Source organism: Bradyrhizobium sp. HKCCYLRH3073, assembly GCF_051167995.1.
Taxonomy (GTDB): Bacteria; Pseudomonadota; Alphaproteobacteria; order Rhizobiales; family Xanthobacteraceae; genus Bradyrhizobium.
Map to the genome: position 1 here is coordinate 337,799 of NZ_JBNPUD010000005.1, position 15,661 is coordinate 353,459.

The window sequence follows — 15,661 nt, forward strand, 5'->3', positions numbered from 1 at the left end:
CCGGAGAACCGTCCGCTACCCCAGCCGCTGATCCCGCGCATCCTGCGTGGTCTCGCTCGCCGACTTCCTGGCGGCCTTCTCCGCGCCCTTCTCGGCGCCCTTGCGACTGGCGATCGCGGCGACCTTGCGGCCCGAGATCTCGCTGCCGGCGTCATCCGGCATCTGCCAGAAGAGGATCGACGACAGCGCCGACGTGATCGCGACGACGATGAAGGCGGGCGCGAAGGACGCCGCGGTGAGCTGGCTCGCGCCGTGCATCCACATCGTGGTCTCCACCGAGAACGCGCCGACCGCGACGCCGGCGGAGATCGCGAGCTGCTGGTTGACGCTGGTGAGCGTCGTAGCGCGGCTCATCTGGGCGGTCTCGACCTCGGCATAGGCGACGGTGTTGATCGCGGTGAACTGCAGCGAGCGGAAGAAGCCGCCGACCACGAGAATGATCAGGATCAGCAGCAGCGGCGTCGCCGGCGTGAACAGCGCGCAGGCGGCGAGGAAGACCGAGCTGACGACGGCATTGACCGTCATCAGATGACGGAAGCCGAAGGCGCGGATGAGCCGCGCGGCCAGCGCCTTCATGCCCATTGCGCCGGCAGAGGAGCCGAAGGTGACGAGGCCGGACTGGAACGGCGACAGGCCGAAGCCGAGCTGCATCAAGAGCGGCAGCAGGAAGGGCAGGGCGCCGATGCCCAGGCGAAACATGAAGCCGCCGACGATCGAGGCGCGCAGGGTCGGCAGCCGCAGCAGCGAGAAGTCGAGCACCGGCGAATTGGTTCGCCGGGAGTGGCGGACATAGAGCGTCATCGAGATCGCGCCGATTGCAACGAGACTGGCGACCACCGACCACGGCAGCAGGTTGAGACCGGCGACCGAGAGGCCGAAGGCGAGACCGGCGAGGCCGATGCCGGCCAGCACCATGCCAGTGAGGTCGAACGGCTCGGGATTGTCGCTCTTGATCGGATCGATGAAGCGCAGCGCCATGATGATGCCGACGATGCCGATCGGGATGTTGATCAGGAAGATCCAGTGCCAGGAGAAATAGGTGGTGATGAAGCCGCCGACCGGCGGCCCGATCACCGGGCCGATCAGCGCGGGGATCGTGACCCAGGCCATCGCGCCGACCAGCGCGCTCTTGTCGACGGACCGCAAGAGGACAAGACGTCCGACCGGCGTCATCATCGCGCCGCCCATGCCCTGCAGGATGCGCGCGAACACGAAGTTCTCGACGGAGTTGGCGAGCGCGCAGCCGATCGAGCCGATCATGAACACCGCGACCGCGCTGGAGAACACCCGCCGCGCGCCAAACCGGTCGGCGGTCCAGCCGCTCGCCGGGATGAACACCGCCAGCGACAGCAGATAAGACGTGATGGCGAGCTTCAGCGTCAGCGGGCTGGTGCCGATATCCCTGGCGATCGCCGGCAGCGAGGTCGCGATCACCGTGGAGTCCATGTTCTCCATGAACAGGGCGGTGGCGACGATCAGCGGAATGACGCGTTGCTTGTTCATCGAATCTCGGGAGGGACGGGGAAGGCCGGCGCCGCGGCTGTAGCACCCTGCGACGAACGGGGCCATTGCGCTGCTGGCATGGCCCCCTAGATGCAGCGTGACGCTGCCGCGTCATCGTTATTGGAGATGTGCCGATGATCTATCTGCTCGCCGCCCTGGTGCCGCCACTGGGCCTGCTGCTCAACGGGCAGCCGTTCGCGGCCATCTTCAATCTGCTGCTCTGCCTGGTCTGCCTCGTCCTCGGCCTGTTCTTCCACGTGCTGCTGCTGGTGCCGTCGGCGCACGCGCTGATCGCCGTGCACATGCGGCGGGAGGACCGGCGCCACCGGGAGGTGGTCGAGGCCATCCGCCGCTATGGGCCGCCGCCGGGCGCCTGGCGCTAGAGGCGCGGAACTTCTGCTCCGGAATCGGGGCGTCCGCGACCTTTTGTTGCGCGTTTCGGACCTGATCAGGGCCGGTCTGGGCCGTTCTTCGCAATCGCGGGAGGATGGCGGATCGGCTCTTTGATTCGTCACAGGCCCATGCTATCGACCCGCGTCAACCCCACCGATGGGCACCGATTCGACGGCGAGGCATGGTCTCGACGGCGGCGCCGCTCATCCGTAACCGCATCGCGGCCGTTCTGGCCGCAGACAAGGAGTTGACGATGGCGACCGTCCAGACACTTCGCGAAGCCTTCACCTTCGACGACGTGCTCTTGAAGCCGGGCCTGTCCGATGTGCTGCCCTCCGAGGTCGACATCCGTTCGCGCGTGACGCGCGAGATCCCGCTCAACATTCCGATCATGGCGTCCGCCATGGATACCGTCACCGAGGCGCGCATGGCGATTGCGATGGCGCAGGCCGGCGGTGTCGGGGTGATCCACCGCAATTTCGATCCCGAGGGCCAGGCCGCCCAGGTGCGCCAGGTCAAGAAGTTCGAATCCGGCATGGTGGTCAACCCGCTGACGATCTCGCCGGAGGCGACGCTGGCCGACGCGCTGGCGCTGATGAAGGACTACGGCTTCTCCGGCATTCCGGTCGTCACCGGCGGCGGCAAGGGCATCCCCGGCAAGCTGGTCGGCATCCTGACCAATCGCGACGTCCGCTTCGCCACCGATCCGCGGCAGAAGATCTCCGAGCTGATGACGCATGAGAACCTCGTCACCGTGCGCGAGGGCGTCGGCCAGGACGAGGCCAAGAAGATCCTGCACAAGCACCGCATCGAGAAGCTGCTCGTCGTCGACGACCAGTACCGCTGCGTCGGCCTGATCACCGTGAAGGACATGGAGAAGGCGGTCGCGCATCCGCTCGCGTGCAAGGACGCGCAGGGCCGCTTGCGCGTCGCCGCGGCGACGACGGTGGGCGAGGGCGGCTTCGAGCGCACCGAGAAGCTGATCGAGGCCGGCGTCGACCTCGTCGTGGTCGACACCGCGCACGGCCATTCCTCGCGCGTGCTGGAAGCCGTCAACCGCATCAAGCGCATCTCCAACGCGGTGCAGGTGATCGCCGGCAACATCGCCACCCGCGACGGCGCGCAGGCGCTGATCGATGCCGGCGCCGACGCCGTCAAGGTCGGCATCGGCCCGGGCTCGATCTGCACCACCCGCATCGTGGCGGGCGTCGGCGTGCCGCAGCTCACCGCGATCATGGATGCGATGGAAGCCGCCAAGAAGGCCGACGTGCCGGTCATCGCCGACGGCGGCATCAAGTTCTCGGGCGATCTCGCCAAGGCGCTCGCCGCCGGCGCCGATGTCGCCATGGTCGGCTCGCTGCTCGCCGGCACCGACGAGACGCCCGGCGAGGTGTTCCTGTGGCAGGGCCGCTCCTACAAGGCCTATCGCGGCATGGGCTCGGTCGGCGCGATGGCCCGCGGCTCGGCCGACCGCTACTTCCAGCAGGACATCAAGGACACCTTGAAGCTCGTGCCGGAAGGCATCGAGGGCCAGGTGCCGTACAAGGGCCCGGTCGGCAACGTCATGCACCAGCTCGCGGGCGGCCTGCGCGCCGCGATGGGCTATGTCGGCGCCAAGGATCTCGCCGAATTCCACGGCAAGGCCGAGTTCGTCCGCATCACCGGCGCGGGCTTGCGCGAAAGCCACGTCCACGACGTGACGATCACCCGCGAGAGCCCGAACTATCCGGGCGGGGTGTAAACAACCACCGCTCTCTCCGTCATCGCGAGGAGCGAAGCGACGACTTGTCCGCCATAGCCCGAAGGGCGACGGCGGAAGCAATCCAGGGGTTGCGCGCGCGGCCCTGGATTGCTTCGCTTCGCTCGCAATGACGGCTCCCGTGGGGTCGGCGCCGAACGCCACATCAACAAACAAGAGGAAACACCATGTCCCAAGCCAAGCGCATCGTGCTCGCGTCCCGTCCCGTCGGCGAGCCCAAGCCGTCTGATTTCCGCCTCGAGGAGCACACCATCCCGACTCCCGGCGCCGGCGAGGTGCTGTTGCGCACGATCTGGCTGTCGCTCGATCCTTACATGCGCGGGCGCATGAGCGACGGGCCGTCTTACGCCCAGCCGGTGCCGGTCGGCGGCGTGATGGAGGCGGGGACCGTGTGCGAGGTGGCGGCCTCCAACAATCCCGGCTTCAAGGCCGGCGACATCGTGCTGGCGCGCGCCGGCTGGCAGACGCATGCGGTCTCCGACGGCAAGGGTCTTGCGAAGATCGACCCGAGCCTCGCGCCGATCTCGACCGCCGTCGGCGTGCTCGGCATGCCCGGCATGACCGCCTACACGGGCCTGCTCGACATCGGCCAGCCCAAGCCGGGCGAGACCGTGGTGGTCGCCGCCGCCTCCGGCGCGGTCGGCTCGGCGGTCGGACAGATCGCCAGGATCAAGGGCGCCCGCGCCATCGGCATCGCCGGCGGCAAGGACAAGTGCGACTATGTGAAATCCGAGTTCGGCTTCGACGACTGTCTCGACCATCGCGACCCCGATCTCGCCGCCAAGCTGAAGGAAGCCTGTCCGAAGGGTATCGACGTCTATTTCGAGAATGTCGGCGGGGCGGTGTTCGAGGCAGTGTTCCCGCTGTTCAACGCCTTCGCGCGCATGCCGGTCTGCGGCCTGATCGCCCATTACAACGATACCCAGTCGGTGGCGCCGAAATGGGCCGGCGCGCTGATGCGCAACGTCCTGACCAAGCGGCTCCTGATCCGCGGCTTCATCGTCTCCGACTTCGCCGCCCGCCACGGCGACTTCCTCAAGGACATGTCGGCCTGGGTCCGCGACGGCAAGGTCAAGTACAAGGAGCACGTCACCGAGGGCCTGGAGAACGCGCCCACGGCGTTCATGGGCCTGCTCAAGGGCGCCAATTTCGGCAAGCAGCTGGTGCGGGTCGGGCCGGACAAGGCCTGAGCCACACCTGATGTGATTCTTCAGCCTGTCCGCAAAAAAGCGGGAACCACAGCGCCTTATTCGGAGTCCTGAGGGAACCGGTTCATCCACGAGGGCCCGGCATCATGCCGGGCCTTCACTTTTCCCAAGGGGGGATTGTCGATGTCGCTGCCCATGGTGCTGCTGCCCGTTTTCGTCGAGGTTGCACTGACCTTCGCGCTGCTGTTCTGGAATAAGAGGAAGGCGCAAGCCACGGATGCCGCCGATGAATTCGGCCTGCCGACTTTGTTCTATGCCCTGATCGCGCTTGCGCTGCCGCTGCGCCATGCCGATCTGGTGATCGTGCTGCTGTCCTGGGTGTTCGTCGTCACCCGCTTCGTCAATGCCGGCTTTATCAGTGGGGCAGACAAGCGCGGGCTGGCCTGGACCGCCTCGGCGCTGGTGCTGCTGGCGATGTGGCTGTATTTCGCCCTGAAGATGCTTCTCCTGATCTGAGACTGGATACTGAATGACCCCCGCCGCCCGGCTGTCCGCCGCCATAGACATCATCGAGTCCATCGAGTCCCAGCGGGCGCCGGCGGCGAAGGCCTTGAAGGATTGGGGCACCAGCCACCGCTTCGCCGGCTCCGGCGACCGAGCCGCCATTGCCGGCCTGGTCTGGGACGTGCTGCGCCGCCGCGCCTCCAGCGCCTATGTCATGGAGGACGACACCGCGCGGGCGCGGGTGCTCGGCATGCTCAAGCTCGAGCGCGGCCTGGATGTGCCGACCATCGCCGCGATGTGCGACGGCAGCCGCTTCGCGCCGCCGCCGCTCACCGCCGCCGAGGAGAAGGCGCTGGCCTCGCGCACCACCGAGGGCGCGCCGCCGCCGGTCGCCGGCGACTATCCCGACTGGCTCGACCCGTATCTCGCCGCCGTGTTCGGCGACGACCGCGTCGCCGAGGCCATGGCGATGGCCAGCCGCGCGCCGCTCGATTTGCGCGTCAACACGCTGAGAGCGAAGCGCGAGAAGGTGCAGGCCTCGCTGAAGCATCTCGGCGCTCAGCCGACGCCGTGGTCGCCGCTCGGCCTGCGCATCATCCTCGGGGCCGATGCGCGCAATCCCGGCGTCCATGCCGAGGAGGATTTCATCAAGGGCGCGATCGAGGTCCAGGACGAGGGCTCGCAGCTCGCGGCGCTGTTCACCGCGGCCAAGCCCGGCGAGCAGGTCATCGACCTCTGCGCCGGCGCCGGCGGCAAGACCTTGGCGCTGGCCGCGATGATGCAGGGCAAGGGCCGCCTGATCGCCACCGACGCCGACAAGCGCCAGCTCGCGCCGATCCACGAGCGGCTGTCGCGTGCCGGCGTCCACAACGCCGAGATCCGCAGCCCGAAGGGCGACGCCGACCCGCTCGCCGACATCAGCGCCTCCGCTGATCTGGTGGTGATCGACGCCCCCTGCACGGGCACCGGCACCTGGCGCCGCAACCCCGACGCCAAATGGCGCATGCGCCCCGGCGCCCTGGAGATCCGCCTGAAGGACCAGGCCGAGGTGCTGGAGCGCGCCGCGGGCCTGGTCAAGCCCGGCGGCCGCATCGCCTACATCACCTGCTCGGTGCTCCAGCCGGAGAACGGCGACCAGGTGCGGGCGTTCGTGGCGCGGCATCCGGAATTTGCGGTCCAGCCGCCGGAGCAAACCGCTACCGTTCTCTGGGACAAGGCCGAAGCCTTCGCCGAAGCCGCCCTGCAGACCCCCGAAGGCTGGCTGATGACCCCCCGCCGCACCGGCACGGACGGGTTCTTCGTGTCGGTGCTGCGCCGCTCCGCCTGACGCGGGCTGCCCATGACTGAGCCCTCTCCCCTTGTGGGAGAGGGCATGCAGGACAGCTCGGCAGATTCGGTCGGGTGAGGGGTATGCCTCCGCGAGCATTGTTCGCCGAGAGATACCCCTCACCCAACCGCGTGCGTGGATGGGCCGGTGATGCCCTCTCCCACAAGGGGAGAGGGCGCTGCATCGGGCAGCCCTGCAAAGCGTGTCGGTGAAACGGTTGCACGGCGCGGTGAATCCCCCGCTGCCAAGGGTTGCGAGTCCCCCCGCAGCGGCGTAATTCCTTGCCATGACAGCCCCAGCCAACAACACCCCGACCGCCGCCGCCGCCGACACCTCGGTGGCCGCGCTCCACGACAAGATCCTGATCGTCGATTTCGGCAGCCAGGTCACGCAGCTGATCGCGCGCCGGGTGCGCGAGGACGGCGTGTATTGCGAGATCGTGCCGTTCCAGAAGGCGGAGGCCGCCTTCCGGCAGATGAACCCGAAGGCCGTGATCCTCTCCGGCGGCCCCGAATCCGTCCACGAGGAAGGCTCCCCGCGCGCCCCGCAGCTGATCTTCGATTCCGGCGTCCCCGTGATGGGCATCTGCTACGGCCAGATGACGATGGCCGCCCAGCTCGGCGGCACCGTCGAGGGCGGCCACCACCGCGAGTTCGGCCGCGCCGACGTCGAGGTGAAGACCTCGAGCCTGCTGTTCGACGGCGTCTGGCAGCCGGGCGAGCAGCACCAGGTGTGGATGAGCCATGGCGACCGCATCACGCAGATGCCGCCGGGCTTCTCGGTCGCCGGCGTGTCGCCGAACGCGCCGTTCGCCGTGATCCAGGACGAGACGCGCAAGTATTACGGCCTGATGTTCCACCCGGAAGTGGTGCACACGCCCGACGGCGCCAGACTGATCCGCAACTTCGTCCGCAACATCGCCGGCCTCGGCGGCGACTGGACCATGCACGCCTTCCGCGAGGAGGAGATCAAGAAGATCCGCGCCCAGGTGGGCAAGGGCAAGGTGATCTGCGGCCTCTCCGGCGGCGTCGATTCCGCGGTCGCCGCAGTGCTGATCCACGAGGCGATCGGCGACCAGCTCACCTGCGTGTTCGTCGATCACGGCCTGCTGCGCCTCAACGAGGCCGAGACCGTCGTCGATCTCTTCCGGCACCACTACAACATCCCGCTGGTGCATGTGGACGCCTCACAACTCTTCCTCGGTGAGCTCGCAGGCATCACCGACCCGGAGCAGAAGCGCAAGACCATCGGAAAGCTCTTCATCGACGTGTTCGAGGCCGAGGCCAAGAAGATCGGCGGCGCCGATTTCCTCGCGCAGGGCACGCTCTATCCCGACGTGATCGAGAGCGTCTCCTTCACCGGCGGCCCCTCGGTGACGATCAAGTCGCACCACAATGTCGGCGGCCTTCCGGCGCGCATGAACATGAAGCTGGTCGAGCCGCTGCGCGAACTGTTCAAGGACGAGGTCCGCGTGCTCGGCCGCGAGCTCGGCCTGCCCGACGTCTTCGTCGGCCGCCACCCGTTCCCGGGCCCTGGGCTGGCCATCCGCTGCCCCGGCGAGATCACGGTCGACAAGCTCGACATCCTGCGCAAGGCCGACGCCATCTACATCGACGAGATCCGCAAAGCCGGCCTCTACGACACCATCTGGCAGGCCTTCGCCGTGCTGCTCCCCGTCAAGACCGTCGGCGTCATGGGCGACGGCCGCACCTACGACTACGTCGTCGGCCTGCGCGCCGTCACCTCGACGGACGGCATGACGGCGGATTTCTATCCGTTCGATATGAAGTTCTTAGGGAACACGGCGACGCGCATCATCAACGAGGTGAAGGGCGTGAACCGGGTGGTGTACGATGTGACCAGCAAGCCGCCGGGGACGATTGAGTGGGAGTAGGGTAGGCCGTCATGAGCGGGATATCGCGACGCCATCTGTTGGCCATACTCAGCGGCGCCGTCATCCCGGCTCCGGCGCTCGCGGGGAGCGTCTTCGCCCCGAGTGGGCATTTTTTCTCGGTCGAGTTTCCGACGCCGCCAGAGGAAAAGTCGAGCGGCCTGCTGGGCCTTTCGTCGACGACGTTTCTCGCCAAGGACGGAAACAAGGCCTTCGCGGTTTTCCATGCGGCTTGGCCGATGCAAGGCAAGCCGGCCCTGATGATGCAGTCCATGCTCGACGGACTGGTGGAACGCATCTCGGGCGAATTCCTCTCAATCGACAAAACCGAGTTCAAGTCCGCGAGCGGCACCATGCTCCCCGCCAAGCGCTTCACCTTCAGCAGTGACAAGGTGTGGGGAGGAGGCCTGACGACGGTCTCCGGGCCGCACACGTTCCTCGTACAGGTCATGAAGCGCAAACCGCTGTGGGGCTGGGACGCGCCTGACCGGAAGTTCATGGCGTCGTTCAAGGTGCTGATCTGACAGTGTTGCGAGGCTTTTGTAGTTTTTTGCACTGTCACCGTAATGCTCCGCCGTGTGAGCAAGGAGCTGATCCTTGAGGCCGTCCGCGTGGGCGAGGAAGCCGCTCGCAAGATCGCCGACCTCAAGAAGGCCGCGATGGCCGAACGCGCTGAGCAGCTGCTGGCCGGGAGGGGACGGCTACCGCCCCCTGCTCAGACCCGCAGCCGAGCCAGACCAAGCCGCAGAGTGAAGAGCCGAGGAGAGCCGCGTAATGCGGCCCTCCGTCGGTCGCTCGCCAGTGCGCGGGGCCGCTCGATCGTGTCATCTCTTCAGGCGAAATTATCATCTGGGCTTAAGATACAGGTAGCCAGATCAAACACAAGCGTGCGGTGGCGCAAATATTCTGACTAGCGTAGAGAACCGATCTGAGTTGCGGACTAACCGGGCTCTAGGACACCATTATAGAAAAGAAGCGCTACCAAGATGATTGCGCTGTTAATCAGGTAGATCGATGTGTTGATGATATCGTTCTTGTAAAAAGCAAGAAACGGTTTGTTGGAAAGCCAGCCGGAGCAGGAATCGGCTTTTGCACGATCTCGTAAAATGCGGCGTTGTTCAAAATGTTCGACAGCATGATGAAGACTACAACGGCAACCGCGAGCGCGACATAGTTGAAAACCGCCGATGCGTGGGCCGTGTGGAGGAGCGCAAAAACGCCGCTGGCTGAACTGACGAACGTAGTCGTCAGATTTGCAACAGCTACGGCTCCCGACAGACTGTGTTGGATACGTTCTTTGCCCTCGTTGGGCAGTCCCATCGCAGCTTTTGCGTCCTCCGCCTCGGATTCAAGCGTGGCTTCACTTGGCGTCCCCCACCTCTGGAGAATCATAGCCAGCAGCGGCGGACCACAGGAAAAAATGAGATCGGCGCGCTCCATTGCTAACCGACCTTCACCTGCTCAGTGAAGGGCGGAGCCCCGCTGGAAACGTAGCAGCCTTGAAACGGATCGAACATCTGACCGTTACTGCATTGAAACGTCACATTGCACGGTCCAGTCGCCAAGCACGTCAATAAAGCGCGGTCTGAATCCGGTTGGCTTGCGGTCACGGCTCTGAACTCTGGATACCATGCCGTTTTGTGCTGCTGCTTAACTGTGGCGTGGCTGAACTCAAACTCAAGTCGGCCAGGGTTGCTTTGCGGGGCAGAGTTAGGCAGCGCGACTTCGACTTTGACGGCAGTTGAAAGTCCGCGCTTTCCGTTCGTAACAGTGATGACGTTGTTATGGTCGCTCGATCCGCGCGGTATCTGAGTGACCGAATTTCCGTTGCTGTCCTCAAACGACATTGACACCCAGCAGTTGCCTACGGTCATGCCATTCCTTTGACGCGGCATTGCAGCGAGCCCCCCAAGTCACTAACAATTTTGTTATTTACGTCAGGCGAGAGATAGATGTTGCAAGAGTTTGCGTATGCCTTGCCCCGCGATCTGATTGGAAACCGGATCGATATGCGTCTTCTCTATGAAGCTACCCAATTGCTCCGACATTGACGTTAGAAGCTTAGGTGAAGCCCATACGCCAATTCGATCAGCTTCATCGACCGTCGGTGGCGCGTCCGCCAGATCGACGCGAGACCAAACGCTGAAGTCCGGTGAAATATCTTCAGGAGGAAGTTGGCTGCGTACTTCCGAGTAGTCGAGACGAATAAAATTAGCTCCCTTCGGTACTTTCCCCCTCAATGCGCTAAGCCCTTTGCCTTCGTCATCAAAGGCTAACTTGTCGTCGGGACCGAAGATGAGAATCGTAAATTGTGGAGCAGTGAGTTTTTGTCCGGCGAACTCGGGATAGAGCTATGCAAACTCGTTGAAGAAGCGGAATAGGTGTTCGGTATCAACTCGGCCACGCCAAGAGAAACTAACCCAGCTTGGTCGGTAGATGCGGTCGGCTTCCGCGCCGAGCGCCTCTAGTCCATCCGCGACCGCTACAAGCCGGATTCCCTCTGGCGTTTGATCGAGTGTCCGGATTTCCATTAGCGACCACCTTTTGCGAGTATCGCGGAAGGAGCGATAGGTGATCGGCAGTGTGAACTGACGGCGAGCGTGAGGTCAGAGCCATCGTTTGGCGAATATGAGGCCAATCTGCAAACTCGATCAATCCGAGCGTTCGATCTCATGCCGGCCACATGGTCAAATAGAGCACCCCAGGAAACTACGGAGAGTCCGCAGCGTTCCGCCCCTCGCAGACGAAATCGAATCAAAAATGCGTTAACGAGCCCCTACGCCTGCCTCTAGATACAACCTTTGACTGTCGGAGAAATCAAGCCTTCTTGTAACAGAACGGCGTTCGTGTGTGTCGCAAGGGCAACACGCTTGACCCATTTTTACCGGCATTTCGGTACGCGAACTGAATACTCCACTCCGGAAATGCTGTTTAGTTAGCCAATTGATGCCCTTTTCGGCGCTTCAAATCGTCATCCAGACGGCAATCTTTTGATTGCAAGAGCAGAGGCCCAATTCGTGCAGAGCTTTCTTGGGGTCTTCGGTCTAGTGCCGACGGGCTCGCTCGAATGGTTACGGTGACAGTGCATAAAACTAGCCGCGCTGGGCGGGAACTCCGGAGATCTTCCGGTGCTGGGAGAGGCAATCTTAGGCCGGCAAAGGGTCAAAATCCGTCGGCCGACCACGAACGAGCACCGTTGGCTGCGGTAGCAAAAAGTGGTAATTTATACGCCCCGGCGGTGGAGCGTTCCCGATGGCATCTGTCGAAAAGCTGAGCGTTGCGCTGACGAGCGAGCAGGTCTCGGCCCTCAAGACGGCCGTCGAGTCCGGCGAATACGCGACCACCAGCGAGATCGTCCGGGAGGCGGTGCGCGACTGGCAGATGAAGCGCGAGTTGCGGCAGGAGGACATCCGGCGTTTGCGGCAGGCCTGGGACGAGGGCATTTCCAGCGGCTCTGCCGGCAAGGTCGACATGAAGCGGCTGCGCAAGCAGGCGCGTGACCGGCTGAAGGGTGCGAAGAAAGCATCCGGCCGTGCCGATTGAGCTGATCTGGTCCAATCAGGCGAAAGCCGATCTGATCGATATCTATCTTTTGATCGGTGTCGAGCAGCCGGCCGCCGCAGAACGATACCTCAATCGCATCGAGGCGAAAGTCGAGCTTTTGAGATCGCAGCCCCGAATGGGTGTTCGCCGCTCGGATATCCGGCCCTCCATGCGGATGCTGATCGAGACGCCGTACCTGCTGCTTTATCGGACGATGCCAGATACGGACGAAGGTCCTGTCGATACCGTAGAACTGATCCGTGTCATTGACGGTCGCCGTAATCTCCACGGGATTGTTTGAGACCGCCGCAGGGATGAAATCTCGATCGGCCGCTGGTTCATCGAGCTGCCCGACGGGCAATCCTGGCATGCCCCACATGCGCCAACTGCCCGTCGTGCCAGTTTGTCGCGCACTCCTCCCTTGCCACGTCGGGCAAATCAGCTTCACATTTCCGCGCATCCCGGCTCGCTGAAGAGGGACGTTTCGCGATCGTCATGAAGCGTCGAGTCGGGGATGCGATGGGCGCGTTGCTCTGCAGCCTGGTCTCACGACCTGTGCCGACGAACGGAGCGAGGCGACGGCGAAATGGTGTGGTCCTGGCATCCCGACGCTGATGCCAAGCCGGCGGTGATGATGAGCCGCAGGTGACGGGGGCAAGACAGCCGGTCCCCGGGGAGAGCGCCTATAAGTCGGAAAACCGTCGCGCAGGGAAGGCCGGATATTGGGCTGAACCTGTGGTTCTGCCGCGTGCTTGTTTGCTGCACGCGGACCGCGGGTATCAGCCGATACCCGGTCTTCCCTGCGCCTCTTCGTCGAAGAAGAGGTTCATCTAAGGACATCACTCGGGCGGAAGCCGCCGCGAGATCGCGAAGCCTTACCTGCTATTTGAATCGTGGAGAGAACGAGCGACCGTGTCACTGCGGCAGGGCATAGACGGCGACCTGATCGCCGACCTGATCCTTGAGGATCGTGTTGCCGCCGGCAACGAAGGCGACGTATTCGCGGCCCTTGTACTCGTAGACGGCGGGATTGGCTACCGCAGGCGCCTGGACGATGTCGGACCACAGCTCCTTGCCGTCGGTGAGTGCGTAGGCCCGCACCTTGGCGTCCATCGATGCCCCGATGAAGATCACGCCTCCCGCGGTCACCGCGGGGCCTCCGATCGTCACCGAGCCCATGGACTCCGGCATGTAGAAGCCCCATTTCTGCGACGCGCCGATCGGACGGCGCCATTTGATATCGCCGGTGGACATGTTGATGGCGGCGATCTCGCCGAACGGCGGGGCCCAGCAGGGCATGCCGAGCCAGTTCAGCGCGTTGTCGAGCGACATGCCATAGGGCGCGCCTTCCTGCGGATAGAAGCCCTGCTCGTTGCCCGAGCCGGCGGCGCGCTGCTCATATTCCTTCCTTGGGTAGAGCTTGATCGACTGCACCACGTGCGAGAAGTTGACGATGGCCGTCTTGCCGCGCGGATCGAACGCCACGCCGCCCCACTGAACGCCGCCGGCGGAGTCGGGGTAGGCGAGCACGCCATTGTCCTTGTGGGTCGGCGGCGAGTACATGCCGGCGTAGTTCAGGGACTTCCACAGCCTGGAGCATTGGCCGAGCCCGAGCGCGTCGGCGACCCACCAGATCGGTGGCTTCTTGGACTGGTCGAGCAGCGGCGCCGGCTTGGTCGGGAATGGCTGCGTCGGCGCGTAGACTTCGCCCTGGATCGAGCCGTCACCACCCGGCACCTTGCGCTCCTCGATCGGCCAGACATCCTTGCCGGTGCGGCGATCGACAACGAACAGGAAGCCCATCTTGGTCGCCTGCATCAGCGCCGGGATCTGCTGCCCATTGACGGTGATGTCCATCAAGGTCGGCGCGGAGTTGATGTCGTAGTCCCAGATGTCGTGATGCACCCATTGGCGCGACCAGACGACCTCGCCGGTTTCGAGGTTGAGCGCCGTCGTCGAAGTGGCGAGCGGGATCTTCTCGGTGCGGTTGCCGCCCCAGTAGTTCGGCGAGGGGCTGGAGACCGGGAGATAGACCAGTTCGAGCCCCTCGTCGACCGACATGCCCGTCCAGACATTGGCGGTGCCGGTGCGCGGCGCGATGTCAGGCGGCAGCGCGGCGAACGACCATTGCCGCTGGCCGGTCTGCGGATCGACCGAGAAGACGGTGCCGGGAGGCGCTTCGGCATAGGCCCAGTCCTTGCCGGCCCAGCCGAGGATCACGTGATTGCCAGCGACCGTCGGCGGCTGCAGCAGCGACAGCGGATATTTGTTGTTGACGTCGTTCCACTGGTCGACGTTGAGGACGCCCTTGTTCGCGAAGCCTTGGCAGAGCTTTCCGGTATCGGCGTCCATGGCGAAGAGCTGCGCGTCCATGGTGCCGAGATAGACGATCTTCTGGCACGGCTGGCCGGCGACGGGATTGGGCGACTGCCAATAGGCGACGCCGCGGTTCTTCAGCGCCGGCTGGGTCAGCGCTTTGAGCGTCGATTTGGAATCGAAGGTCCATTTGACCTTGCCGGTGCCGGGGTCGAGCGCAATGACGCGATAGAACGGCGTGCCGATGTAGAGCGTGTCGTTGGCAAAGATGGGCGTGGCGGACCAGACGCTGGTCGGCCGGTCGCCCGAGCCGTCGGACATGTCACCGGTGTGATACTCCCAGACCTTCACCAGCGATTTGACGTTGTCGGCGGTGATCTGGGTGAGCGGCGAGTACTTCTGCGCGTTGAGCTGGCCGTGGAACGTGTTCCAGGTGGCCTGCGCCGGGACGAGCGGGATCGGCTTCGGTGCGGGCAAATTGCCGGACGGCTGCTGCGTGGCTGCCTCGGTGGTTGCCGATGGGCTGCTGGCCGGTGCCGACGAGGGGCTCTCGGCGTTGCCGCTCGGCTGCGACTGATCATGCTGGTCCCGGCCGGGAATGCCGCCGAAGGTGGTCGCCGGATTGCTCGTGTCGTTCTGTGCGACGGCCGACGGCAGCGCGGCCGCCAACGCCAGCCCGAGCGCCACGGCTGGCGTCCGACAGAGAAGCGAGCGGATCGTCATGCCGCGATCCTCCTCGGCTGGGAGGGGGCCGCAAGCGTGATGATCAAGCCGACAAATACGAAGACGGTTGCCGCCGCCAGCCACCACGCATGCAGAAACCAGGCGGCAATGATGGTGCCGAGCGCGCCGAGCAGCCCGAGCGTCCAGAACACGCCGAACAGCCATCCGCGCCCGCCGAACCACAGGATGAAGGCGTCGACGACCAGGGCGAGGCTGGACGCGATGACGAGCAACACACCGGGCGCTCCAGTGATCCCGGTCAGGGGAGTCAGATAGTAGTAGAGGCCGAGCAGCGTGCCTGCGGCGGCTGCGACGAGGACGATGATGGGGCCGAGCGGATTTCTGCGAGGTGAGGTCAAGTGAACGCGTCCAAACTTCATGGCCTGCCGCCGCGGCAGGATGGATCGAATGAGCAGGAAGAGAATGTTCTTTCGAAGCGGCGGTTCCTTCCGCCCGCGCCCGTGCGGCGGGCGTCGGATCAGATCGTGTCCGCAGCCGTACACATTCCGTGCAAACGATCGGTGTGGGAGGCGATGCACCGCCGACAGCAGCAA

At 64.6% G+C, this 15,661-nt stretch carries 13 protein-coding genes; 9 read left to right on the forward strand and 4 right to left on the reverse strand.

Annotation, left to right across the window (positions count from 1 at the left end; genetic code table 11):
• Window positions 1–15: 15 nt before the first annotated feature.
• Window positions 16–1,503 carry a DHA2 family efflux MFS transporter permease subunit gene (locus tag ACQR1X_RS15325; protein ID WP_316239128.1) on the reverse strand — a complete coding sequence of 496 codons (1,488 nt, stop codon included), beginning with the start codon at window positions 1,501–1,503 and terminating at the stop codon, window positions 16–18.
• A 134-nt stretch (window positions 1,504–1,637) separates the two neighbouring features.
• Here ACQR1X_RS15325 and ACQR1X_RS15330 point away from each other — a divergent pair, with 134 nt between their 5' ends.
• The 7 genes from ACQR1X_RS15330 to ACQR1X_RS15360 all read left to right on the forward strand — a co-directional run bounded on the left by ACQR1X_RS15330 (window position 1,638) and on the right by ACQR1X_RS15360 (window position 9,049).
• Window positions 1,638–1,886 (forward strand): hypothetical protein, encoded by a 249-nt coding sequence (locus ACQR1X_RS15330; protein WP_315749790.1) that lies wholly within the window; start codon window positions 1,638–1,640, stop codon window positions 1,884–1,886.
• A gap of 263 nt (window positions 1,887–2,149) precedes the next feature.
• Window positions 2,150–3,637, forward strand: a complete 1,488-nt coding sequence (gene guaB, locus ACQR1X_RS15335) for an IMP dehydrogenase (protein WP_434899134.1) — start codon at window positions 2,150–2,152, stop codon at window positions 3,635–3,637.
• A 185-nt stretch (window positions 3,638–3,822) separates the two neighbouring features.
• Entirely contained in the window at window positions 3,823–4,845 is a 1,023-nt protein-coding gene (locus tag ACQR1X_RS15340) for an NADP-dependent oxidoreductase (protein WP_434899135.1), read from the forward strand.
• Window positions 4,846–4,986: 141 nt separating this feature from the next.
• The gene (locus tag ACQR1X_RS15345; protein ID WP_316216338.1) at window positions 4,987–5,319 is read left to right on the forward strand and encodes an MAPEG family protein; all 333 of its coding nucleotides are present in this window, start codon (window positions 4,987–4,989) and stop codon (window positions 5,317–5,319) included.
• Between the two features lie 13 nt (window positions 5,320–5,332).
• Window positions 5,333–6,634, forward strand: a complete 1,302-nt coding sequence (locus tag ACQR1X_RS15350) for an RsmB/NOP family class I SAM-dependent RNA methyltransferase (protein ID WP_434899136.1) — start codon at window positions 5,333–5,335, stop codon at window positions 6,632–6,634.
• A gap of 286 nt (window positions 6,635–6,920) precedes the next feature.
• Window positions 6,921–8,528, forward strand: coding sequence for a glutamine-hydrolyzing GMP synthase (guaA, locus tag ACQR1X_RS15355; protein WP_434899137.1), 1,608 nt, complete (start codon window positions 6,921–6,923; stop codon window positions 8,526–8,528).
• Between the two features lie 38 nt (window positions 8,529–8,566).
• Window positions 8,567–9,049: a hypothetical protein gene (locus ACQR1X_RS15360; protein ID WP_434899138.1), complete on the forward strand. Its 483-nt coding sequence runs from the start codon at window positions 8,567–8,569 to the stop codon at window positions 9,047–9,049.
• A gap of 478 nt (window positions 9,050–9,527) precedes the next feature.
• Here ACQR1X_RS15360 and ACQR1X_RS15365 read toward each other — a convergent pair whose 3' ends face one another.
• A complete protein-coding gene (locus ACQR1X_RS15365) occupies window positions 9,528–9,965 on the reverse strand; it encodes a hypothetical protein (RefSeq protein WP_434899139.1) in 438 nt (145 codons plus the stop codon).
• Between the two features lie 1,812 nt (window positions 9,966–11,777).
• Here ACQR1X_RS15365 and ACQR1X_RS15370 point away from each other — a divergent pair.
• Together ACQR1X_RS15370 and ACQR1X_RS15375 are read left to right on the forward strand one after the other, a co-directional pair.
• Window positions 11,778–12,068 carry a ribbon-helix-helix domain-containing protein gene (locus ACQR1X_RS15370; protein WP_434899140.1) on the forward strand — a complete coding sequence of 97 codons (291 nt, stop codon included), beginning with the start codon at window positions 11,778–11,780 and terminating at the stop codon, window positions 12,066–12,068.
• A complete protein-coding gene (locus ACQR1X_RS15375) occupies window positions 12,058–12,369 on the forward strand; it encodes a type II toxin-antitoxin system RelE/ParE family toxin (RefSeq protein WP_434899141.1) in 312 nt (103 codons plus the stop codon). Before ACQR1X_RS15370 ends, ACQR1X_RS15375 begins: the two co-directional genes overlap by 11 nt.
• Window positions 12,370–12,983: 614 nt before the next feature.
• Here ACQR1X_RS15375 and ACQR1X_RS15380 read toward each other — a convergent pair.
• Entirely contained in the window at window positions 12,984–15,107 is a 2,124-nt protein-coding gene (locus tag ACQR1X_RS15380) for a pyrroloquinoline quinone-dependent dehydrogenase (protein WP_434899142.1), read from the reverse strand.
• The gene (locus ACQR1X_RS15385; protein WP_434899143.1) at window positions 15,104–15,661 is read right to left on the reverse strand and encodes a hypothetical protein; all 558 of its coding nucleotides are present in this window, start codon (window positions 15,659–15,661) and stop codon (window positions 15,104–15,106) included. Before ACQR1X_RS15385 ends, ACQR1X_RS15380 begins: the two co-directional genes overlap by 4 nt.